Below are 21522 nucleotides of genomic sequence, written 5' to 3' on the forward strand. Positions count from 1 at the left end.
TGATGGTGATCAAATATTTTGGTCAAAAAGTTTTGAATCAAATCAAAAGGTTAATGAGTTTTCCATACGTATAAGTAACATAAAAACCCAAGTAATTAATAAACGTGATCTTGGGCAACTAGATGTATCTAGAGTGCCTAATGAATTTCAATATAGTTTAAGAAATGCGCTTTCGCGAAAGCGTAATTATGCACAATTAAAAGTTTCTCCTATATACAAGGATGGGAACCAATATAAAAAGGTGTTGTCATTTAGTTATTCATACGAGCAAGCACCGATACAGGTACAACAAAAGACGGCAAGTTTTGGTAATTCAATATTAGCATCTGGGAATTGGTACCGTTTTAAAGTGGAAAACACAGGAGTGCACCGTATTAATAGTTCCTTTCTTTCTAATTTAGGAATTGATGTGAATTCTATAGATCCTTCTCGTATAAAAATTTATGGGCATGGTGGTAAATCATTGCCGCTAGTTAATAGTGATGATCAATTCTATGATGCTCCAGAACTTGCGATAACTGTCACTGGAGATAGTGACGGCTCTTTTGATAATGGAGATGTAATTTTGTTTTATGGTGTGGCGACTGATACTGATTTTGTGGCAGAAAATGATAGTTTTATTAACCCTTATACAGATGACTCTTATTACTACATTACAGTTGATGGTGCAATAGGTAAAAGAATTTTACCGTTTGTACAGCCTTCAGGAGTTCCATCGACTACCTACGATTATTATTATGGAAAACAACATCATGAAGTAGATGAGCGCAATATAGGATCTATAGGTCGTATATGGTATGGGGAGCGTTTTGACTTTGAACCAGAGCAAACCTTTGAATTTGATTTTGAAAATGTTGTTAGTTCCTTGCCGGCGCGCATAAGAATAACGACTGGTGCTGTTGCAGATAATGGCACAACCATGTCTTTTTCATTAAATGGTCAAAATTTAGGCTCTACAAGTTTAAACGGTCTTGCAGGTCAAAATATCAATGCGGCAAGTAGAGCGGCTTTTCTTAATACAAGTACTAATATTTCTACATCAAACGTAAGTATAACCGTGAGTTATAACAATAACGGTAATCCTGGGGCGCAAGGCTTTTTAGACTACATAGATCTTGAAGTGCCTCAATCATTAACAGGTACTGGCAATCAGTTTAGATTTAGTGTTCCTGATGCCACCTCGCAATCAGGTGTTGTAGCTTATCAATTCTCTAATTCGAGTGATGTAAAAGAGGTTTGGGACGTTACAGATCCTTATAACGTTACTAAGGTTGTTAACTCTACTGCTGATGCTGCTTTTTCTTTTTTTGATGTAGGAGGAATAGCGAAAGAATATATTGCAGTTGATGACTCTGATTATTATAATGCAATAAGCATAAGTAACAGTAGAGTAGCAAATCAAAATCTAAAAGGTACCATATTCAATGATAGTTCGGGCAACTTTAGAGATATAGACTATTTAATTGTTACACCAGAATTTCTAGAAAGTGAAGCGCAACGACTTGCCAATTATCATATTGTAGAAAGTAACCTTAATACCAAAGTGGTTACCCTACAAGAAATTTATAATGAGTTTTCTGAAGGACGTCAAGAAATAAGCGCTATAAGAAATTTTGTAAGGTACATATATGATAATGCATCTTCTCCAGCAAATAGGATTCAATATCTGAATATGTTTGGAGATGCTAGTTATGATTACAAAGACAGAATTAGAGTTAGAGATAATATTGTTCCTACTTTTTTAAGTGCTCAAAGCACCTCTTTAACTGTCTCTTATTGTACTGATGACTTTTTTACGTTTATGGATAATGGTGAAGGAAATGTAGTAGCAAGTGACTTAATGGATCTTGCAGTCGGTAGAATGATAGTTAGCGACCTTCAGGAAGCTAGAGAAATGGTAGATAAAGTGATAAGTTATACCGCAGAACCTGCTTTTGATAAATGGAGAAATAATATCACACTTATTGGGGACGATCCAGATATTCCTTCAGATGCTACCTTACAAGAAAATGTAAATAACTTAGGAGATGAAATATTTGCAAACCGACCGGATTATAATGTAAACAAGATATTACTAGACAGTTATCAGCAGTTTAGTACTGCCGGAGGACCTAAGTATCCTGACGCAGTAGATGATATACGCGATGCTTTTGAACAAGGTTCTCTGGTAATCAATTATTTTGGACATGGTAATGAGGATGGATTAGCAAGAGAGTTTGTTATTACTCAGTCTTTAGTTCAAAACTTAAGAAACCCTAATACGTTGCCTTTATTCATTACGGTAACTTGTGAGTTTACTAGATATGATAACCCCTTACGAGTAAGTGGTGGTGAGTTAACTTATTTGAATGCGCAAGGAGGAGCGATTGCTACAGTTGCAACTAATAGGCTCATATTCGTAAATGTAGGTGCTGGTTTTAATAATATTTTAGATCAATACTTGTTCGGTTATAGTAATGTAGAGCCTATATCGATGGCTGAGGCTTTAAGATTGTCTAAAACAGACCCTAGTTTTCAAGCTACTTCAACTCGTAGAGTCATTGCTTTTTTAGGAGATCCAGCATTAAAATTGGCGTTTCCTTTACCTAAAGTGGTGCTTACAACAGTTAATGGAAATCCTGTAGCTACTAATACTGATGTTTTGAAAGCTCTTGATCGCGTAACATTGGGTGGAGAGGTACAAAATATTTCAGGCAGTCGCATAACTGACTACAACGGTACACTAGCGGTTACTGTATTTGATAAAGAAATAAACCGTGAGACTTTAGGGAACGATGGGACAGGTGATCCTGTAATAATATTACCGTTTACTCAGTTAGGAGAAGCTTTATTTAGAGGTCAGGCAACAATTACTAATGGTGAATTTGAATTTGACTTCATAATGCCTCGGGACACTCAAATACCTGTAGGTGAAGGAAGAGTTTCTTTCTATGCAAAAAGGGATAATTTGCCAGAAGATCAAAATGGTTTTTCTCAAGAAATTCAAATAGGTGGTATTAATCGCAATGCACCTGTAGATGATGTAGGTCCAGAGGTAGAGTTATTTATGAATGATACTAACTTTGTGTCAGGTGGATTAACTGATAGCGATCCTTTTCTTCTTGCATTTTTGAGTGATGATAACGGTATAAATACTTCTAGTGGTATAGGTCACGACATTACAGGTATTCTAGATGGAGATGAGACTAATCCATATATTCTCAATGATTATTATGAAGCAAATGAAGATGATTTTACTCGCGGTAAAGTGTTTTTTCCACTTAGAGATATTGAGCCAGGTTTGCATACATTAAAGGTAACAGCGTGGGATACGTACAATAATAGTGCGATGAACGAGATTCAATTTGTAGTTTCTGAATCTGATGGTGTTGAGCTGACTAGAGTTTTAAACTATCCTAATCCATTCACTTCTTATACGGAGTTTTGGTTCAATCATAATAGGCCTTTTGAGCCTTTAGATGTTCAAGTTCAGGTCATGACTATAAGTGGCAAGGTAGTATGGTCACAAAACAGAAATCTAACTACAACAGGTTTTACTTCTAGAGAAATAACTTGGGATGGAAGAGATGATTTTGGACAGCGATTAGGAAAAGGTGTTTATATATATAAGATAACCGTAAAATCAACGTTAACTAACAAGTCTGCGAGCAAGATAGAAAAGCTCGTTATTTTATAATCATGTGGATTAACATATATTTGCGATCCGATAAAACTTATTGATGAAGAAGATATTATTACTTTTCATAGCTGCAACTTTTGCTATACCCAGTGTAAGCAATGCACAGGATAACGATACCAGAGTTATCACAACAGCCTTACCATTTTTGAGAATAGCTGGTGATCCTAGAGCTGCTGGTATGGGAGATATGGGTGTAGCTACTAGTCCAGATGCGTGGTCTCAGCAATGGAATCCGGCTAAATATGCTTTCAGTACAAGAGCTCAAAAATTTGGGGTAGCATATACTCCTTATCTAGGTAATCTAGTAGATGATATTGCTATAGCTCAGTTAGTTTATTCAAATAGAATTAATGAACAAAGTGCATTTGCAGGAAGTTTAAGATATTTTTCTTTAGGTTCTATCACCCTAAGACAAGACGCTGCAGATCCTGGAAGAGAAGAGAATCCTAATGAATTTGTTCTCGATGGAACTTATTCCTTAAAGCTTAGCGAGCAGTTTGCAATGGCGGTAACAGGTCGTTTTCTAAGATCTGATTTACGTATACAAGGTGTTGATAATGACGCTAGTGCAGCAAATAGTTTTGCGGTGGATGTTTCTGGTTACTATCAATCTGAAGAAAATGCTTATGATAACTTTAATGGTCGCTGGCGCGGTGGTTTTAATATAAGTAACATAGGTCCTAAAATTTCTTATGACGCTGGAGGACAAGAAAATTTTATTCCTACTAATCTAGCCTTAGGCGGTGGTTTTGACTTTATTCTTAATGACGGTTTCAGTAAAATAGGTGTGACTGCTGAGGTAAATAAATTACTAGTGCCTACTCCACCTATTAGAGAAGATGGAGATGCAAATGGAAATGGTACACCTAGAGAAATTTTAGAAGGAGAAGACGATGATGTAACTTTTATTTCTGGAATCTTTCAATCATTTGGTGATGCTCCAGGAGGCTTTAGTGAAGAATTAAGAGAATTTACATGGGCTTTAGGTGCAGAATACACCTATAATGACGCCTTTGCATTGCGTGCAGGTTATTTTAACGAGGCAGATGATAAAGGTGCGCGAAAATTCTTAGCCTTAGGAGCTGGATTTGAGTTTTCACAAATCAATATTGATCTATCCTATCTTTTCTCTACAAGTAGAGTTAATAGTCCACTAGAAGGAACGTTAAGATTTGGTCTTACGTTCAATTTTGGTGACGAGTACACAGAATACTAGGTCATCAAGAAGCTAGAGTTACATACTACGTTAGAGGTCTATGAGAATATGGGAGAACTCTCATCTCAAGATCAGTCCTTAATGCAAGATGCGATTAAGGCTAGGCACAAAGCCTATGCGCCGTATTCTAATTTTACGGTAGGTTGTGCGTTAATATTAGAGAATGGTGTTGTAGTTACCGGTAATAATCAAGAGAATGCTGCTTATCCTTCTGGACTTTGTGCAGAGCGTGTAGCTGTTTTCTCAGCGGGAGCTCAATATCCAGGTGTAAAGATTTTGAAGATGGCTATTACAGCAAGCCCTAAGGATGATTCGTTTCATAAGCCAGTCCCACCATGTGGAGCATGTAGGCAGTCTATTGCTGAATATGAAAATAATCAAAAGTCACCTATCGAACTTTACTTTATGGGAGCTGCTGGAACAGTATTAAAGTCAGACTCCTTAAGTGATTTGTTGCCGCTTATTTTTGATAAAAACTATTTATAACGTTTGCGTACATTTTTAACCCTTCAATAGGTTTTTCTTTCCCCTTTTTTGGTCTATTTTTGTTATTCGCTTTGTGTTAAAGTTGGAATTTGATCTTTATATTTGGTCTTTAGTTTCGCTTTCGCGAAAGCGATATACCTAACAAATTATCACATGAAAAAAGTCACTAAAGAGGTATTACTCAACTGGTATGAGGAAATGCTATTCTGGAGAAAGTTTGAGGATAAGCTTGCTCAAGTATATATTCAGCAAAAAGTCCGTGGATTTTTACACCTTTATAATGGTCAAGAAGCAATTCTTGCAGGATCTTTACATGCTATGGATCTTACTAAGGATAAGATGATTACTGCTTACCGTAATCACGTACAGCCTATAGGTATGGGAGTTGATCCTAAGAGAGTAATGGCAGAGCTTTATGGAAAAGCTACTGGAACTTCTCAAGGTCTAGGAGGTTCTATGCACATCTTCTCTAAAGAACACCGTTTTTATGGTGGTCATGGAATTGTAGGTGGGCAAATACCTTTAGGAGCAGGAATCGCATTTGGTGATAAGTACCATAATGTGGATGCGGTAACTCTTACGTTTTTTGGAGATGGTGCTGCACGTCAAGGTTCCCTTCACGAGGCATTTAACCTTGCTATGTTATGGAATTTACCAGTGGTGTTTTGTGTAGAAAATAATGGTTATGCGATGGGAACAAGTGTTGCTAGAACTGCAAACCATACTGATATATGGAAACTAGGTCTAGGATATGAAATGCCTTGTGGACCTGTGGATGCCATGGATCCAGAAAAAGTGGCTGAAGCAATGCACGAAGCAATTGAGAGAGCTCGCTCTGGTGGTGGACCTACTTTCCTTGAATTAAAAACTTATAGATATAGAGGTCATTCTATGAGTGATGCTCAAAAATATCGAACTAAGGACGAGGTTGCCGAGTATCAGAAAATTGATCCTATTACTCAAGTAAAGGACCGATTGATGAAAGAATACGACGTTAAAGAAGATGAAATTAAAGCAATGAATAAGCGAGTGAAGGCTCGTGTAGCTGAGTGTGAGAAATTTGCAGAAGAATCTCCATTCCCTGAAAAGAATGTTATGTACGATGCCGTATATGAACAAGAAGATTATCCATTTTTACCAGCAAAATCATAACTCATGGCAGAGGTAGTAAACATGCCGCGATTGAGCGACACCATGGAAGAAGGTGTTGTTGCAGCGTGGCTTAAACAAGTAGGAGATAAAGTTGAAGAAGGTGATATTCTAGCCGAAATCGAAACCGATAAAGCGACAATGGAATTTGAATCTTTTCAAGAAGGAACCTTGCTACATATAGGTGTTCAAGAAGGAGAAACAGCTCCTGTTGATCAATTATTATGCATCATAGGTGAGGAAGGAGAAGATATTTCTGCTTTGTTAGAAGGAGACGCATCTTCAGATAAAAAAGAAGAAAAAGCTTCAAAAGAAGATTCTTCTCCAAATGATGATGGAGATTCTTCAAATGATTCTGATGATAATTCTGAAAGTGGCTCTAGTTCTAGTTCATCTGATTTACCAGAAGGAGTTGTGATTGTAAATATGCCTCGCCTTAGTGATACTATGGAAGAAGGAACGGTTGCTTCCTGGTTGAAAAAAGAAGGTGATGAGGTTGAAGAAGGAGACATACTAGCAGAAATTGAAACAGACAAGGCAACAATGGAGTTTGAGTCTTTTAACGCTGGGACATTACTTAAAATTGGAATTCAGGAAGGAGAAACTGCAAAAGTAGATTCCTTACTAGCCATAATTGGTCCTGCAGGAACTGATGTTTCTGGAATCTCATTAGATGCTGACACTACTCCAAAAAAAGAACCTAAGAAAGAAGAAAAGAAAGAAGAGGCTAAGAAAGAGACTCCAAAAGCTGAAACTAAAAGCGAGCCTAAGTCAAGCACTTCAAGTTCAAGCTCGAGTACCGCTTCAAGTTCAAATTCTAATGGAGGAAGAATTTTTGCTTCTCCATTAGCAAAGAAAATGGCCGAAGAAAAGGGAATAGACCTTAGTCAAGTTTCTGGATCTGGTGAGAATGGTCGTATTGTAAAAAGTGATATAGAAAACTTTACGCCTATTGCTGCTGGAGTTTCAGCGGCTCCAAGTTCATTTGTAGCAGTAGGAACAGAAACTTTTGAAGAAGTACCTAACTCTCAAATGCGTAAAACAATTGCAAAACGTCTAGGCGAGTCTAAGTTTACGGCACCTCATTATTATCTAGGACTTGATCTAGATATGGATAATGCTATCGCGAGTAGAAAAGCGATTAACGAGTTACCAGACACTAAGATCAGTTTTAATGATATGGTGATCAAAGCGGCAGCGATGGCGCTTAGAAAACATCCTAAAGTAAATACGCAGTGGACTGATAAGAACACTATAATTGCTAAGCATATCCATGTAGGAGTTGCTGTAGCTGTAGAGGATGGTCTTCTAGTACCAGTATTGCCATTTGCAGACCAAATGAGTATGCAACAAATAGGGGCGAAAGTTAAGGAACTTGCCGGTAAAGCTCGTAATAAGAAATTGCAGCCAGACGAGATGCAAGGAAGTACTTTTACTATTTCTAACTTAGGAATGTTTGGTATTACAGAGTTTACCTCTATTATCAATCAACCTAACAGTGCGATTATGTCTGTAGGAGCTATTGTTCAAAAACCAGTGGTTAAGAATGGCCAGATAGTAGTAGGTAATGTAATGAAGATCACACTTGCGTGCGATCATAGAACGGTAGATGGAGCGACTGGAGCTGCATTTTTACAAACGTTTAAATCTTATATAGAAAACCCTATCGTAATGTACGTTTAGGTATTTCATAATTAATTCACAAGTAAAAAAAGCCGGATCTAAAGATTCGGCTTTTTTTTAATTTGATTTCTTTAAATAAAAAGATTATAACTAAACAAATATTGCGTTACATGAATCATATTAAAAAGTATTGATCTTCTCTCCTTTGTAAGTTTTGTTCTTAAATCAATTATCTTTACTTTTTACTAAATAACCAACATGAAAAAAACACTCTCCATTTTACTCATCGCAAGTATCCTAGTCGCTTGTGGATCTCAAAAAAAAGCTGATCGCTTAGGGCAGGCTTTAAATAAAGTTAATCAATCTACTGAAATAAAAATGCCTAAGTCTAGTGCGATCCAAATTGCCCAAGATGTCGCATTTCTTGCTAGTGACGATTTAAAAGGTCGTGATACTGGATCTGAAGGTATAGAAAAAGCAGCCATCTATATTTCAGAACGATTTCAAGAAATGGGAGTAAAGCCCTATAGAGGCGCTTTCATGGATGATTTTAAAGTCAATGATACAGAGGCATTTAATGTAGTAGGCGTAATGACAGGATCTGATAAAGACATGATGAATGAGGTAGTTGTGATCGGTGCTCATTATGATCATATAGGAGTGATGCAAGGCGTTCAAGGAGATAGTATTGCAAATGGCGCCAATGATAACGCTACAGGTACTGCTACAGTTCTTGCCATTGCCGAAAACTTTAAAAAATTACAATTTAATAGAAGAACCGTAGTCTTTGCGCTTTTCTCTGCAGAAGAAAAAGGTCTTGTAGGTTCTAAGCATCTGGCACAACGCATGAAAAAAGAAGGGATGAATGTTGTAGCAATGATCAACTTTGAGATGACAGGCACTCCTATGATTGATAGTCCTTATCTGACATATGTTACAGGTCACGACGGCTCTAATATGGCTACAGTTTTTAATGAGGCAAATGAGAGTGTTACAGTAACAGGGAAATTAGAGAAAGCGGCAGAATTCAATTTGTTTAAGCGATCTGATAATTATCCATTTTTTCAAGAATTCAATGTCCCATCACAAACGTTTTGCACCTTTGATTTTACAAATTTTGGTCACTACCATAAGGTAGGTGATGAAACCTCACTTGTAAATACAGATCATATGGCAAATGTCGTTGATGCAGTAATGCCAGGAGTTTTTAAAGTTGTAAATGGTGAAAAACTCAAATTGACTCCCAAACCTACCACTATAGATGAGTAAGAGAATCGTAATAACAGGAGCAAGTCGTGGAATAGGCTATGAAATGATTCAGTTATTTGCAAATGCAGGTCATCAGGTCATAGCGCTTTCGCGAAAGATAGATGCCATTCAAGCACTAGATAACACTTCCATTCAAGCGATAGCTACAGACTTAAGTGCACAGTCTAGTATCGAGGAAACGGCTAAAATTATTCTAACAAAATGGAATCGCATAGATGTTGTAATTCACAATGCAGGAATGTTAGTCAATAAGCCTTTTCAAGAATTGACACCAGAAGATTTCCAGCAATGTTATGCGGTAAATGTTTTTGGAGTAGCATCATTAACCCAAGCACTATTACCAGCGTTTACTAAAGATTCACACGTTGTTGCGATTAGTTCTATGGGTGGTATTCAAGGAAGTGCTAAGTTCCCTGGACTAGCAGCATATTCCAGTGCAAAAGGAGCTGTCATTACCTTGTTTGAACTCCTTGCCGAAGAATACAAAGAAAGTGGACCATCTTTTAATACACTTGCTTTAGGAGCCGTACAAACAGAGATGCTAGAAGAAGCTTTTCCAGGTTATCAAGCACCATTAACAGCACCAGAAATGGCAAGCTATATAATGAATTTTGCCTTGACAGGAAATAAGTTTTATAATGGTAAAGTATTACAAGTAAGCGCGAGTACGCCGTAAAGAATATAGAATATTGATTAACGATTCAAGATTGTAAAAATTAGATATTTGATTTGATTTAGGAAAAAATAAAATGTCAGTGCGAGTGCGGTCGAGAACGATTTTCATTCGCAACATTCTAACTCTAAGCGATCGATGAACTTGTAATGTTTCACCCAATAACAATGGGTTTGAAATTAAATGATACAACTAGTTGGGCAACCTGACAGGTTATAAACCCAAACAAATTACTTGAATATTAATTTGTTTCTTTAAGATTTATAAATCAGTAGAATTAACATAAAATAATCTATATTCTAATCATTAATTTTATCCAGAGAATTCTATATTGAATAATGCTAAAAGAAATGTTTCAGACGCTTGAGCTTCAAATAATTTCCCTGCAACTATCTCCACATAAAACTACAAGCAGACTTTCTGGAGAATCAATGGAAGGTTGGTGGTATGTTTTTCCACCATTGATCATTTTTATTATAGGTTTTGCATTTTATGGTAAATGGAAAATGAAAACAGATAGAGGAGAAGATGATGTTAAATCAAATAAGTCTTGATAAAAATGTCGATATTTTACAATAAATTATTCAACTAAATTATCCTATTACTCTAATTTAAAAAGCTATTAAATGTTATTAGTTTTAAGATGGCAATATCTGCCTAATAATGGTTGCGGCAGAGATTGCGTCACTCCTGACGTGTGGATGGTTTTATCTGTCGTCGGACCTATCGTAGTGATAGGCTTGTTGTATTCATTTGTATTCAAAAAATGGCTAGATAGAAGAAGATAATAACCTCGGCACTAAAATGTTCAAAATAAAATAGCGCTTCGAGGTTAAAGAGTTAATCGTGAGATAATATTATCAAATTAAAATAATTATCACTTTAGCACATTATCAAATCAATAAATTAAACCTCAGCAACAACCTTAATTCTACTTTTTACTTTTTCAGCAAGCTCACGAGCTTCGACCACATCGCTAGCAACAACCGTAACATGACCCATTTTCCTAAAAGGTCTAGTTTCTTTTTTACCATAAATATGAGGTGTAACACCTGGTAACGCAAGTATATTTTCTATACCATCATAAATCACTTTGCCGGTATGACCTTCTTCACCTACTAGATTCACCATAACACTAGCTACCGTACTTTCTGTTGCTCCTAAGGGTAAGTTGCATACACATCTTATATGTTGCTCAAATTGGTCTGTAATAGCACCTTCGATAGAATAATGTCCAGAATTATGTGGTCTTGGAGCTACTTCATTAACTAGTAATTCACCAGTTTTGGTCAGAAACATCTCTACTGCAAGCAAACCTACGTGCTCAAATGATTCTGATACTTTCAATGCTAACTCACGAGCTCGGTCAGATATATCTATGTTTATACGCGCAGGACATATTACATACTCTACCTGATTTGCTTCTGGATGAAACTCCATTTCTACTACTGGATACGTTTTCATCTCTCCATCGTAATTACGAGCAACAATAACTGCAAGTTCTAGATCAAAATCGATCATGTCCTCATAAATACATTCTGCTTGAGGTAAATCGGTTAGATCACTGGCTTGTCTTATGACTTTAACACCTTTACCGTCATAACCACCTTCAGCACTTTTCCAAATAAATGGATAGGATCTCTCGTGATCTAAATTAGGTTTAGGATAAACTTCAAACGCAGCGGTAGCAATTTGTTGTTCTTGATAAAAAGACTTTTGACGTGCTTTATTTCTTATAAGATTTAAAACTTTTGCACTTGGAGAAACAGCTATGCCTTTATCTTCCAGATCTTGCAAGGCTTGAACATTTACATTTTCGATTTCTATAGTCAGCACATCTACTTGCTCACCAAATTCCATCACCGCCTCATAATCCATTATATCACCTTCAAAAAACACATCACATCCTTGAAAAGCAGGAGCGGTATCATTTTTATCCATTACATAGGTGTGGATATCCCATTTCCTAGTGGTATAGAGCATCATTTTGCCTAGCTGTCCACCACCTAAAATTCCTAAGGTAAAATTTGAAGAGAATTGTGTCTGTTTCATATGTTCAAAAATAAGCTTTTGAAAAAAATAAAAATCAACATCATAAGTAAAATCAATATAATTGAGCAGTCTGTGCCATCAATTATTACTTGTGCTCATTTTATTTTAAAAATGTTGTAAAATATAGAAATTTATCCATGCAACAACCATAGTAATCTACTACTGTCAACTGATTACTAAATAGTATCTTTGCAAAAACCACTAGAGTGATTAAGATTCATGATCTTTATTTTAAGCCTTTTCTAAGTTCACAAGAAATTGCCGCTGCTATTGATAATCTCGCTTATCAAATCAATCGAGACCTTGCAGATGAGAACCCTATTTTTTTGGGGATATTAAACGGTAGTTATATGGTTCTAGCAGACCTTACTCGCAAGTTTAATAATGATTGCGAGGTAAGTTTTTTGAGAGCAAAAAGTTACGAAGGTACCAGCTCTTCAGGTAATGTAGCGCTTGGTAACGAGCTAGACGTTAATCTAGAAGGTAGGACTGTTGTAATCGTAGAAGATATTGTAGATACAGGATTGACAGTAAATGCGCTTTCGCGAAAGCTAAAAGAATACCAACCCAAAGATTTAAAAATTGCCACACTTTTTTTAAAACCAGAAGTCTATAATCAAGAGTTGAAAATAGACTACGTAGGAAAGAACATTGAAGATAAATTTGTCGTGGGATACGGCATGGATTATAATAATTTAGGGCGCAACTTGCCCGAACTTTACGTACAAACAGAACGCATGAAAAACATTGTATTATTCGGTCCTCCAGGAGCAGGAAAAGGAACTCAAGCAACACGTTTAAAAGATAAATATGGATTAGTTCATATTTCTACAGGAGATGTTTTCCGTTATAATATTAAAAATGGAACAGAATTAGGAACACTAGCCAAGTCCTATATGGACAAGGGAAATTTAGTTCCAGATGAAGTGACAATAAAAATGCTTAAAGCTGAGGTAGAAAAGACACCAGAGGCAAAAGGGTTTATTTTTGATGGATTTCCTAGAACAGATGCGCAAGCAAAAGCGCTGGATGAACTTTTAGATTCTAAAGGCACTGAAATTGCAGGTATGGTAGCTCTAGAAGTAGATGATGAGGTACTCATAGAGCGTCTATTAGAAAGAGGTAAGGATAGTGGCCGTGTAGATGATGCAAATGAAGGAGTAATAAGAGATCGTATTGCGGTATATTACAAACAGACTGCACCACTCAAAAATTATTATGCTGCTCAAAATAAATATTACGGAGTAAATGGAGTAGGAAAAATGGACGTTATTACAGAACGTCTTAGTAATGAATTTGATAAATTGTAAAAAAGCAATTATATTAAACATCTCAATACTAAATATTTACACATGAAACGATTTTTACTCACTTTAAGTTTAACTTGTTTTGCAATGGTACTTTCTGCCCAAACCATAGGGATAGTAGGACCAGCGGCAAACGGCTGGCCTGATGCCGCAAATCCAACTCCAGATATAATGCTTACCGATAATGGAGATGGTACGCACTCAATTAATGGGTTAACTCTTACTACCGGAGCAGCAAAATTTAGAGAAAATCAACAATGGAATACTAGTTATGGAGGGAATACTTTCCCATCTGGAATGGTTTCTGGGAATGATATTTCTGTTCAAGCGGGAATATATGATATCGTTTTAGATTTAAATACTAGTACATATACTTTTATTTCAGTTTCTGGCTTTACAGATATCGAGTTAGTTGGAACAGCACTCAATGGTGCAGCTAGCCCACAAATGGCTACGTTAGATGGAATAAATTATGAGTTAACAGTAACTCAATTTGTAGCCGGTGATATTCAATTTCAAGAAGCTGGTACAACAACAACTTATGGAGGAAGTACTTTTCCTGCTGGTACGGCAACTGCAGGGGCAACTAATATACCTGTAACAGCGGCATATTATAAAGTGATGTTTAACTTGAACACGTTAGATTATAGTTTCGAAATTCCAGAAGTAGGAATTGTAGGTCCTGCAGCAAATGGGTGGCCAGCTGCAACAGAGACTGATATCACGATGAATACTACTGATGGTGATGTGTATACTCTTGATAATCAAGTGTTAACTGCAGGTGCTGTAAAATTTAGACAAGATAAAGCATGGAATTTAAGTTGGGGTGGAACTAGTTTTCCTAGCGGTACTGCCGATGTTAATGGTGCTGATATCAATGCTACTGCTGGAACTTATAACATTGTATTCTCTAGAGGCGCACAAACCTATGCGTTTAATGAAATACTATCAATAGAGGAAAATAAGTTCTCAAATTTTAAGGTATATCCTAATCCATCAAGTGATGAATGGTTTTTTGAAAATACGGATACGGCAATAAAAAGCATCGTAATATATGACAGTCTAGGAAAGCAAATATTAAACCACGCGGTAGACGCTACACTAACTAAAATAAATAGCGCTTCTTTTACTGAGGGATTATACATTGCGCGTGTTACATTAAATGATGAGTCTGAAACTACAGTAAAGCTTTTTAAGAAATAGATCTTAGAAATCTAAGAATTGTTTTTGATCCAGTGACTTTTAATATGTAGTGCGATGTATATAGTACTATTAAAAGTGACTGGATTTTATTTATTATTACATTTATTAAACAAAACTAATTAACTATTAATTAGATTAAAATATATCGATCGTTTTTATGATCGACTGAAAAAAGAATTATGACTGAAGGAAATTTTGTTGATTACACTAAGGTAACTATAGAGTCTGGCCGTGGAGGAAAAGGAAGTACACACTTACACCGTGAAAAGTACATCGATAAAGGTGGTCCAGATGGTGGTGACGGTGGCCGTGGTGGTCATATCATTCTTAAAGGAAATAAGAATCTATGGACTTTATATCATTTTAAGTATAAGCGTCATTTTAAAGCCGCTCAAGGTGGTAATGGAGCAAAACAACGTCGTACTGGTTATGATGGAGAAGATATTATTATAGAGCTTCCATTAGGAACTGTAGTGAAAGACACTGAAACAGGTAAAGTGGTTCATGAAATTCTAGAAGATGGTAAGGAGTTTATCATTTGTGAAGGGGGCAAAGGAGGAAGAGGAAACTGGCACTTCAAGTCAGCAACGAGGCAAACACCTCGATATGCACAAACTGGGATGGATGGGCAATCACTTGACGTTACTTTTGAACTTAAAATCTTAGCAGATGTAGGATTAGTAGGTTTTCCTAATGCAGGAAAATCAACTTTACTATCAGTTCTTACCGCTGCAAAACCTAAGATAGCCAACTATGAGTTTACTACCTTAAAGCCCAACTTAGGAATTGTAGAATATCGTGATTTTAAGACTTTTGTTATTGCAGATATTCCAGGGATCATAGAAGGTGCTGCCGAAGGTAAAGGAATAGGTCATCGTTTTTTAAGACATATAGAACGTAATTCTACCTTATTATTTCTAATTCCTGCGGAATCTAATGACATTAGTGCAGAGTACGATATTCTAGTTAATGAATTAAGTAAATACAATCCAGAAATGCTGGATAAAGAGCGTTTTGTGGTTATTTCAAAATGCGATATGCTTGATGAAGAGTTGATGCAAGAAATGAAAGAAGAACTTGATAATGAAGGAGCTTTTAATGGAGCGCCATACATGTTTATTTCATCAGTTTCACAGATTAACTTGACACAGCTCAAGGATAGACTCTGGTCGATGTTAAACGATTAAAATTAATATAGTTACTTTTCCTGTTCATAAATCAATACAATGAAACAAATAACATTTATTATAGTACTGTTTGTAGCTACATCAGTTCAAGCACAAGAATATTTAGGAACATGGAGTTTTGAAAGTGTAGATCGCTCAGCAATCGAAGAAGATGGTTCTAGTGAGGAAGCTTTAGAGAAAAAAATCAAGATGGTCTCTAATATGTTTAGTTCTTTAAGGATGACTTTTGAAAAAGATGGCATGTATACTATGAGCTTTATGGGGCAAGAAGAAACAAAATCCTATACTGCAAATGAAAACATATTAGTGCTGGAGAAAGGAGAGAAATTAGAAGTATTGACACCTAGTAAGGCACGTTTATCTTCTGGTGATATGGTATTGTTGATGCAAAAAGGCGCGGTAAGTGTTGAGAAAACATACACCTATTTAACAAAAGAATCTTATGAGACTAAGAATATAGACCTCAAGGATCTTATCGGTAAATGGAAAGTAGAAGAAGTGAGAGTGAAAAAAGGAACGGAAGCTGCTGAAATGCAGGAGATGGTAGCTCTTATGATTACTTTTAATTTTATTACAGACACAGACATGGCATTTGGTGCCATGGGAATGGAAACCGTAAGAAAATATACTGTAGATCCAGAAACAAATGTATTAACTGATAAGGATTCTAAAACTGGAGTTGAAAAGTCTATTTACACAATCAAAGAACTAGATAAGGAACATTTAATTGTTTCCCATAATGAGGAAGGTACTCTGTTATATTTAGTTAGAGAATAGCAATCATTTAATAAGATAAAAAAAGCGATGAAGAATTTAATTCTTCATCGCTTTTTAGCTTTTAAAATCTTTTGCAGCTAGACACTAAATTGCTCAAAATGATGGTTTAAATGTTTCCATTGCATAATACCCCATTGCTCTTTAGTAAAAGTGCCAAAAACCGGATGTGGCTTTCTATTTTTATTATCGCGATCTTCCCAAAGTTCCTGCATCCATTTATGTAACTCGGCTTTTTCTTTTTCAAAATCAAAATCGCCTGTACTTCTAAATTGTGGTGGAGTAGGAGCGTTCTTTCTAAAAGGCTTGGGACTGTAGAGCATCTTTTTAAAAAGTAGCTTAATAAACCAGTTAGGCTTTAAAGTCTTTTCAGATTTATTTACTGCAATTTTGAGAGGTTCTTGACAGTGATTCATCATTTGTCCAGCATTCATTTTGCCCCATAGCGGTTGTGAATCTGGTTTAATTTTTTCTAGACGTACTTCTAGTTCTTGATAAACTTCTGGCTGGAAAAATGATTTCATAGTCTTTGTATTATTTGTAAAGCAAGTATTTCCCTCTTAATTTTTGATACTCTTCGAGTCCTTTCTCCCATGTGGCTGCGATTTCTTGAGCGCTCATGCCTTTCTCGATCTGAGCTTGCAGGGTTTTTGTTCCAGCGAGTTTGGTAAAAAATGAGTTAAAAAACTTTGATTTGTATGGCGCTTTCGCGAAAGCGTCCACTAAAAATTCCAACTCGATATGATCCAGCTTTTCATGATTTCTTAGATCGACTCCGTAACATTTTTTCCCGTTAAATAAAGGTCTTTTCGCCCCTATATTAGGCGTAGGAGTGAATTCAAAGTCGGTGTATTTTACGAGAGATGGAGAACCATAGACTTGAAACTGCATCTCTGTACCACGACCTACGCTTACATCAGCTCCTTCAAAAAAGCACAAACTAGGATAGAGGTTTATGGATTGATCGTTTGGTAAATTAGGCGACGGCTTGATCGGGATACTGTATGAAGAATCATGTGTGTAATTCTTGCATTTGATGATTTCAAGGTTTGCTTGTAGATCGTTATCTAGCCATTTTTCACCATTAATCATTTGAGCATATTCTCCTATGGTCATTCCGTGAACTACAGGGACAGGATGCATGCCTACAAAGCTTTGGTGTTCTTCTTCCAGAATAGGTCCATCGATATAATGGCCATTAGGATTAGGTCTATCCAGCACAATTATTTTTTTGTTGTATTGAGCGCAGGCTTCCATTACATAATGAAGTGTAGAAATGTAGGTGTAAAAACGAGCGCCTACATCTTGAATGTCAAATAATATGATATCTACATCTTCCAGCTGTTCCTTAAAAGGCTTTTTATTCTTCCCGTAAAGCGAGATGATAGGAATTCCTGTCTTTGCATCTATTCCATCTTTAATGGTAGCGCCAGCATCTGCCGTACCTCTAAAACCGTGTTCTGGTGCAAAAACACGTTTGATATCTATCCCATGTGCCAGTAAGGTGTCTACTAGATGAGTGTAGCGCAGTTTATCTTTAGATTTCCACTCTTTAGAAACGATAGTATCTCCAGTTCTTACAACGCTGGTTTGGTTTCCTACTAAAGCTACTTTTTTACCTTTGAGTTTAATGATCCATTCATTTAATAAATAAGCTGCGGGAACAGGCTCATTGTTATTTGTAGTAATAAGAACGTCCTTATAACGTTCGTCTGCTGTAATGATTTTTTCTTCTTTGGGAGATGTAGGAGAGTTATTGCCACTTACATGAGAATTACAAGAAGACATTCCTACAACCATAGCGATTATGGTATATTTGAATATTGAATTAGAAAAAGTGAATCTAGAGTATTTCATTGCTAAAAGGGTACAAAGTAGTACGAGCTATAAAAATAGCGTAAGTGCACCGATAATAAAAATTGCGATTGCAGCAATTGCAATAGGTATCATTGTAATGTTGATCGCTATTGCCACTGGCGTCGGACTTCAAAAAAAGATAAAAGAAAAGGTAAGTGCTTTCAATGGTCATGTGAGTGTGTCATTATTTGATCGTAATAACTCTATTACCACAATAAAACCCATTTCAAGTGATCAGGATTTTTATCCAGACTTCACCTCTGTACCAGAGGTAAGTCATATTCAAGCAGTAGCCACAAAAGGCGGAATGATACGTACGGCAAATGACTTTGAAGGTATCATTCTTAAAGGTGTAGGAACTGATTATGACTGGCAATATTTACAAGAATTTCTTTTAGAGGGAACTATACCTAACGTTTCTTTAGAAAAAACATCTTCTGATATTTTGATTTCTGATGACATCGCGGCACGTTTACAATTAAAAGTAGGCGATAAAGCTCCCACTTATTTTATGAAAGCAAATGGTCAAGAACCTATAGGAAGAGGTTTTACTGTTTCTGGTATTTATGATAGTGGACTTGAAGAATATGACTCCAAGTTTATAATAGGAGATATAAGAAACATACAGCGCATCAATAAATGGGAAGTAGATCAAATAGGAAAGTTTGAAATCTTTATCGACGATTTTGATAAGCTTAATGAAATAGGAAGAGCTATCCAATTAAACACGCCGTCAGAATTAAACGCAAAAACTATTGAGCAAGAGTTACCAGCAATCTTTCAATGGCTGGCATTGCTAGATGGTAATATTTTTGGTATTATCGGTATCATTTTAATTGTAGGCATCATCAACATGATTACCGCTTTGCTTGTTTTGATATTGGACAGGACTAATATGATAGGCGTTCTCAAATCACTTGGAGCATCTAACTGGACCGTGCGCAAAATCTTTCTTTATAACGCGATGAATCTGGTATTAAAAGGTCTTATAATAGGTAATGTCTTAGGATTGGGTCTTATTGCTATTCAGTACTATTTCAGTCCGCTTACTTTAGATTCGCAATCCTATCATGTGACAGAGATGCCAGTTTACATTTCTTTATGGCACGTTCTTGCTCTGAACTTAGGAACTTTTATCGTTTGTTTACTTGCTCTTATCATTCCTACTTTAATTGTGAGTAAGATCAGTCCGGTTAAGGCAATGCGATTTGAATGAAAAGCTGGTTAAGGTAAGTGAGTGGAACTACTAGTCTGTAATTAACTTTACCAACCCTTAGAATTACTACTAGCCTCTAATTTATCTTCGATACTATCAGGAAGTTGAGCAAAAAAGTTGGTACCGGTAAGTTCTTCAATACGGTCTACGCTGGTAACAAAATCATATATAGAAGCATCAGTATCTTTATGAGGCATTAAAAAAGCGATCATATTGCCGCCAGTGGCATCGTTGCGATATATGATCTTGTAAAATCGCTCAGGAACAGAAACTTTTTCTGTCCCTATGGTTTTTAAATTCTTTGTGAGAATAGATCCAGTTACTACATAAACCTCATCATATCGCTTTGCATAATACCTAGTTTTTTGTTCTAGAGTATTCCATATTCCTGCATTGAATTCATGAATTTGTGGACTGATGTTAGAAGTTAGAAAGGTCTCATCATAAGCAGCTTTAGTAGATTTTCTATCTCCTGCAGGAACTAGATGACCTCTGTCATAACCACTTTTTTTGTAATTGCGCCAGTGTGCAGCCTTTGTTTTTACCTTGTCGTCTATTTCAAAATAGGGTCTTTTATAATCTCTACTGTTGATATCGCTAGCTCTTAAAATATGGGCAGTCCATTCTGCTTGCTCGTGTTGTTCATTATAGGAGAGGCTATATGTATGATGATGAACGACTTGAATTTCTGAGCTAGGTAGTAGTGCTTTTCGCGTAAGCGGCTTTAAACCATTTTTATTTGTGCCACTACTTAAATATTCTTCTTGAGATAAGTTTTTTTCTGAGTAGGCATCGCTAGTACGATCTTGATAAAAGTAATATATGGCAGCACACGCCAGTATAATTATGGGATAGATGTATTTTCTCATTTAACTTGTTTTTACGTCTAAAGCGTCTCTTAAAGCGTTTCCAAGCAGCATAAATGCCATAACTAATGTCATGATGGCTATTCCTGGAACAATCGCAAGATAAGCTTTGTCGAGAATGATGTACTGATAATGATCTTTAATCATACTGCCCCAACTAGGCATAGGTGGTTGTGCTCCTAATCCTAAGAAACTCAAACCACTTTCTATAAGTATAGATGCGGCAAAATTTGCAGCGCTTATTACAATTACTGGAGCCATGATGTTAGGCAAAATATGTTTAGTTATAATTCTAAAGCTATTAAATCCTAAGGCTTTTGCAGCAGTTATATACTGGTACTCTTTTGCGACGATCATCTGACCACGTACCACACGTGCAACTTCTACCCACATGGTTAGTCCTACGGCGATAAATACAGTGAGAAAACCTTTTCCTAATGCGATACTGATAGCGATGACCATAAGCAAAGTCGGGATGGACCACGTAACATTAATGAGCCACATGATAACTGCATCTATTTTGCCACCGTAATATCCAGCAATTGCACCTAGAGAGATACCTATTAGTAAAGATATTAGAACGGCTATAAAACCTATAGAAATACTTATTCTCGTACCTATCATCATACGACTCAATAGATCACGGCCGTATTTATCAGTACCTAAAAGAAATGTTTTTTGAGTAGTGTAGCTTTCGCGAAAGCGAGATAATTCCATCCCATCTGGCACATTCAGTCTAGCTTTTATAAAAGGTAATTCTTTACCATCAACATCGTAGGGTCGGTAGAAGGCTGACCCATTTTGAATTTTTAGTTCAGAAAAGGGAATTTCTTCCACGTTTGAATTTTTACCATTCCACCAATCCCAGAATTGTGATTCTTCTTTCTCTGTTCCTATGCTTAGAAGGTTTACAGTAAATCCAGGTGACTGAGAGTGTATAGAAATATGCATTTGATTGGCATATT

The 21522-nt window shown here is 36.3% G+C and carries 19 protein-coding genes; 14 read left to right on the forward strand and 5 right to left on the reverse strand.

Annotated elements, in window-relative coordinates:
• The 9 genes from porU to A9Q93_RS04645 form a co-directional block, all read left to right on the forward strand.
• The coding region (gene porU / locus A9Q93_RS04605) for a type IX secretion system sortase PorU (protein WP_303686202.1) at positions 1-3676 on the forward strand (3676 nt) is incomplete at its 5' end.
• Positions 3677-3719: 43 nt separating this feature from the next.
• Positions 3720-4895, forward strand: a complete 1176-nt coding sequence (gene porV, locus A9Q93_RS04610) for a type IX secretion system outer membrane channel protein PorV (RefSeq protein ID WP_303686203.1) — start codon at positions 3720-3722, stop codon at positions 4893-4895.
• Positions 4896-4943: 48 nt separating this feature from the next.
• A complete protein-coding gene (gene cdd, locus A9Q93_RS04615) occupies positions 4944-5381 on the forward strand; it encodes a cytidine deaminase (RefSeq protein WP_303686204.1) in 438 nt (145 codons plus the stop codon).
• Positions 5382-5534: 153 nt separating this feature from the next.
• Positions 5535-6533, forward strand: coding sequence for a pyruvate dehydrogenase (acetyl-transferring) E1 component subunit alpha (gene pdhA / locus A9Q93_RS04620; protein ID WP_303686205.1), 999 nt, complete (start codon positions 5535-5537; stop codon positions 6531-6533).
• A 3-nt stretch (positions 6534-6536) separates the two neighbouring features.
• Positions 6537-8213 (forward strand): pyruvate dehydrogenase complex dihydrolipoamide acetyltransferase, encoded by a 1677-nt coding sequence (locus tag A9Q93_RS04625; RefSeq protein WP_303686206.1) that lies wholly within the window; start codon positions 6537-6539, stop codon positions 8211-8213.
• Between the two features lie 198 nt (positions 8214-8411).
• Complete coding sequence (locus tag A9Q93_RS04630) at positions 8412-9422, forward strand: M20/M25/M40 family metallo-hydrolase (protein ID WP_303686207.1); 1011 nt, start codon at positions 8412-8414, stop codon at positions 9420-9422.
• The gene (locus tag A9Q93_RS04635; protein WP_303686208.1) at positions 9415-10098 is read left to right on the forward strand and encodes an SDR family oxidoreductase; all 684 of its coding nucleotides are present in this window, start codon (positions 9415-9417) and stop codon (positions 10096-10098) included. The genes A9Q93_RS04630 and A9Q93_RS04635 overlap by 8 nt, the downstream gene beginning before the upstream one ends.
• 347 nt (positions 10099-10445) lie before the next feature.
• Positions 10446-10649 (forward strand): hypothetical protein, encoded by a 204-nt coding sequence (locus tag A9Q93_RS04640; RefSeq protein WP_303686209.1) that lies wholly within the window; start codon positions 10446-10448, stop codon positions 10647-10649.
• 72 nt (positions 10650-10721) lie between these two features.
• Positions 10722-10883 (forward strand): hypothetical protein, encoded by a 162-nt coding sequence (locus tag A9Q93_RS04645; RefSeq protein ID WP_303686210.1) that lies wholly within the window; start codon positions 10722-10724, stop codon positions 10881-10883.
• Positions 10884-11001: 118 nt separating this feature from the next.
• Here A9Q93_RS04645 and A9Q93_RS04650 read toward each other — a convergent pair whose 3' ends face one another.
• Positions 11002-12147: a 5-(carboxyamino)imidazole ribonucleotide synthase gene (locus A9Q93_RS04650; protein WP_303686211.1), complete on the reverse strand. Its 1146-nt coding sequence runs from the start codon at positions 12145-12147 to the stop codon at positions 11002-11004.
• A 206-nt stretch (positions 12148-12353) separates the two neighbouring features.
• On the opposite strand from A9Q93_RS04650, the gene A9Q93_RS04655 reads away from it, so the two are divergent.
• From A9Q93_RS04655 to A9Q93_RS04670, 4 genes are all read left to right on the forward strand, one after another.
• Positions 12354-13457 (forward strand): adenylate kinase, encoded by a 1104-nt coding sequence (locus A9Q93_RS04655; RefSeq protein ID WP_303686212.1) that lies wholly within the window; start codon positions 12354-12356, stop codon positions 13455-13457.
• A 42-nt stretch (positions 13458-13499) separates the two neighbouring features.
• Positions 13500-14657 (forward strand): T9SS type A sorting domain-containing protein, encoded by a 1158-nt coding sequence (locus A9Q93_RS04660; protein WP_303686213.1) that lies wholly within the window; start codon positions 13500-13502, stop codon positions 14655-14657.
• A gap of 179 nt (positions 14658-14836) precedes the next feature.
• Entirely contained in the window at positions 14837-15844 is a 1008-nt protein-coding gene (gene obgE, locus A9Q93_RS04665; protein WP_303686214.1) for a GTPase ObgE, read from the forward strand.
• Positions 15845-15883: 39 nt separating this feature from the next.
• Positions 15884-16621 (forward strand): hypothetical protein, encoded by a 738-nt coding sequence (locus tag A9Q93_RS04670; protein ID WP_303686215.1) that lies wholly within the window; start codon positions 15884-15886, stop codon positions 16619-16621.
• Positions 16622-16698: 77 nt separating this feature from the next.
• Here the strand turns inward: A9Q93_RS04670 and A9Q93_RS04675 are convergent, their stop codons facing one another.
• Positions 16699-17142 carry a DUF1569 domain-containing protein gene (locus A9Q93_RS04675; RefSeq protein WP_303686216.1) on the reverse strand — a complete coding sequence of 148 codons (444 nt, stop codon included), beginning with the start codon at positions 17140-17142 and terminating at the stop codon, positions 16699-16701.
• A 10-nt stretch (positions 17143-17152) separates the two neighbouring features.
• Complete coding sequence (locus A9Q93_RS04680) at positions 17153-18475, reverse strand: DUF1343 domain-containing protein (protein WP_303686218.1); 1323 nt, start codon at positions 18473-18475, stop codon at positions 17153-17155.
• Between A9Q93_RS04680 and A9Q93_RS04685 the strand changes: the two genes are divergently transcribed.
• Entirely contained in the window at positions 18426-19691 is a 1266-nt protein-coding gene (locus A9Q93_RS04685) for an ABC transporter permease (RefSeq protein ID WP_303686220.1), read from the forward strand. The genes A9Q93_RS04680 and A9Q93_RS04685 overlap by 50 nt on opposite strands.
• 47 nt (positions 19692-19738) lie before the next feature.
• Here the strand turns inward: A9Q93_RS04685 and A9Q93_RS04690 are convergent, their stop codons facing one another.
• Positions 19739-20560, reverse strand: coding sequence for a DNA/RNA non-specific endonuclease (locus A9Q93_RS04690; RefSeq protein ID WP_303686222.1), 822 nt, complete (start codon positions 20558-20560; stop codon positions 19739-19741).
• A partial coding sequence (locus A9Q93_RS04695) for an ABC transporter permease (protein ID WP_303686224.1) occupies positions 20561-21522 on the reverse strand: 962 nt, incomplete at its 5' end.

Origin of the sequence: Nonlabens dokdonensis (assembly GCF_002162835.1) — a bacterium.
Lineage (GTDB): Bacteria > Bacteroidota > Bacteroidia > Flavobacteriales > Flavobacteriaceae > Nonlabens > Nonlabens dokdonensis_B.

What these genes read in the sequence shown, in the direction of transcription:
- porV (WP_303686203.1), top strand. Translation starts at nt 3,720, where the DNA reads ATGAAGAAGATATTATTACTTTTCATAGCTGCAACTTTTGCTATACCC.
- cdd (WP_303686204.1), top strand. Translation starts at nt 4,944, where the DNA reads ATGGGAGAACTCTCATCTCAAGATCAGTCCTTAATGCAAGATGCGATT.
- pdhA (WP_303686205.1), top strand. Translation starts at nt 5,535, where the DNA reads ATGAAAAAAGTCACTAAAGAGGTATTACTCAACTGGTATGAGGAAATG.
- A9Q93_RS04625 (WP_303686206.1), top strand. Translation starts at nt 6,537, where the DNA reads ATGGCAGAGGTAGTAAACATGCCGCGATTGAGCGACACCATGGAAGAA.
- A9Q93_RS04630 (WP_303686207.1), top strand. Translation starts at nt 8,412, where the DNA reads ATGAAAAAAACACTCTCCATTTTACTCATCGCAAGTATCCTAGTCGCT.
- A9Q93_RS04635 (WP_303686208.1), top strand. Translation starts at nt 9,415, where the DNA reads ATGAGTAAGAGAATCGTAATAACAGGAGCAAGTCGTGGAATAGGCTAT.
- A9Q93_RS04640 (WP_303686209.1), top strand. Translation starts at nt 10,446, where the DNA reads ATGTTTCAGACGCTTGAGCTTCAAATAATTTCCCTGCAACTATCTCCA.
- A9Q93_RS04645 (WP_303686210.1), top strand. Translation starts at nt 10,722, where the DNA reads ATGTTATTAGTTTTAAGATGGCAATATCTGCCTAATAATGGTTGCGGC.
- A9Q93_RS04650 (WP_303686211.1), bottom strand. Translation starts at nt 12,147, where the DNA reads ATGAAACAGACACAATTCTCTTCAAATTTTACCTTAGGAATTTTAGGT.
- A9Q93_RS04660 (WP_303686213.1), top strand. Translation starts at nt 13,500, where the DNA reads ATGAAACGATTTTTACTCACTTTAAGTTTAACTTGTTTTGCAATGGTA.
- obgE (WP_303686214.1), top strand. Translation starts at nt 14,837, where the DNA reads ATGACTGAAGGAAATTTTGTTGATTACACTAAGGTAACTATAGAGTCT.
- A9Q93_RS04670 (WP_303686215.1), top strand. Translation starts at nt 15,884, where the DNA reads ATGAAACAAATAACATTTATTATAGTACTGTTTGTAGCTACATCAGTT.
- A9Q93_RS04675 (WP_303686216.1), bottom strand. Translation starts at nt 17,142, where the DNA reads ATGAAATCATTTTTCCAGCCAGAAGTTTATCAAGAACTAGAAGTACGT.
- A9Q93_RS04685 (WP_303686220.1), top strand. Translation starts at nt 18,426, where the DNA reads ATGGTATATTTGAATATTGAATTAGAAAAAGTGAATCTAGAGTATTTC.
- A9Q93_RS04680 (WP_303686218.1), bottom strand. Translation starts at nt 18,475, where the DNA reads ATGAAATACTCTAGATTCACTTTTTCTAATTCAATATTCAAATATACC.
- A9Q93_RS04690 (WP_303686222.1), bottom strand. Translation starts at nt 20,560, where the DNA reads ATGAGAAAATACATCTATCCCATAATTATACTGGCGTGTGCTGCCATA.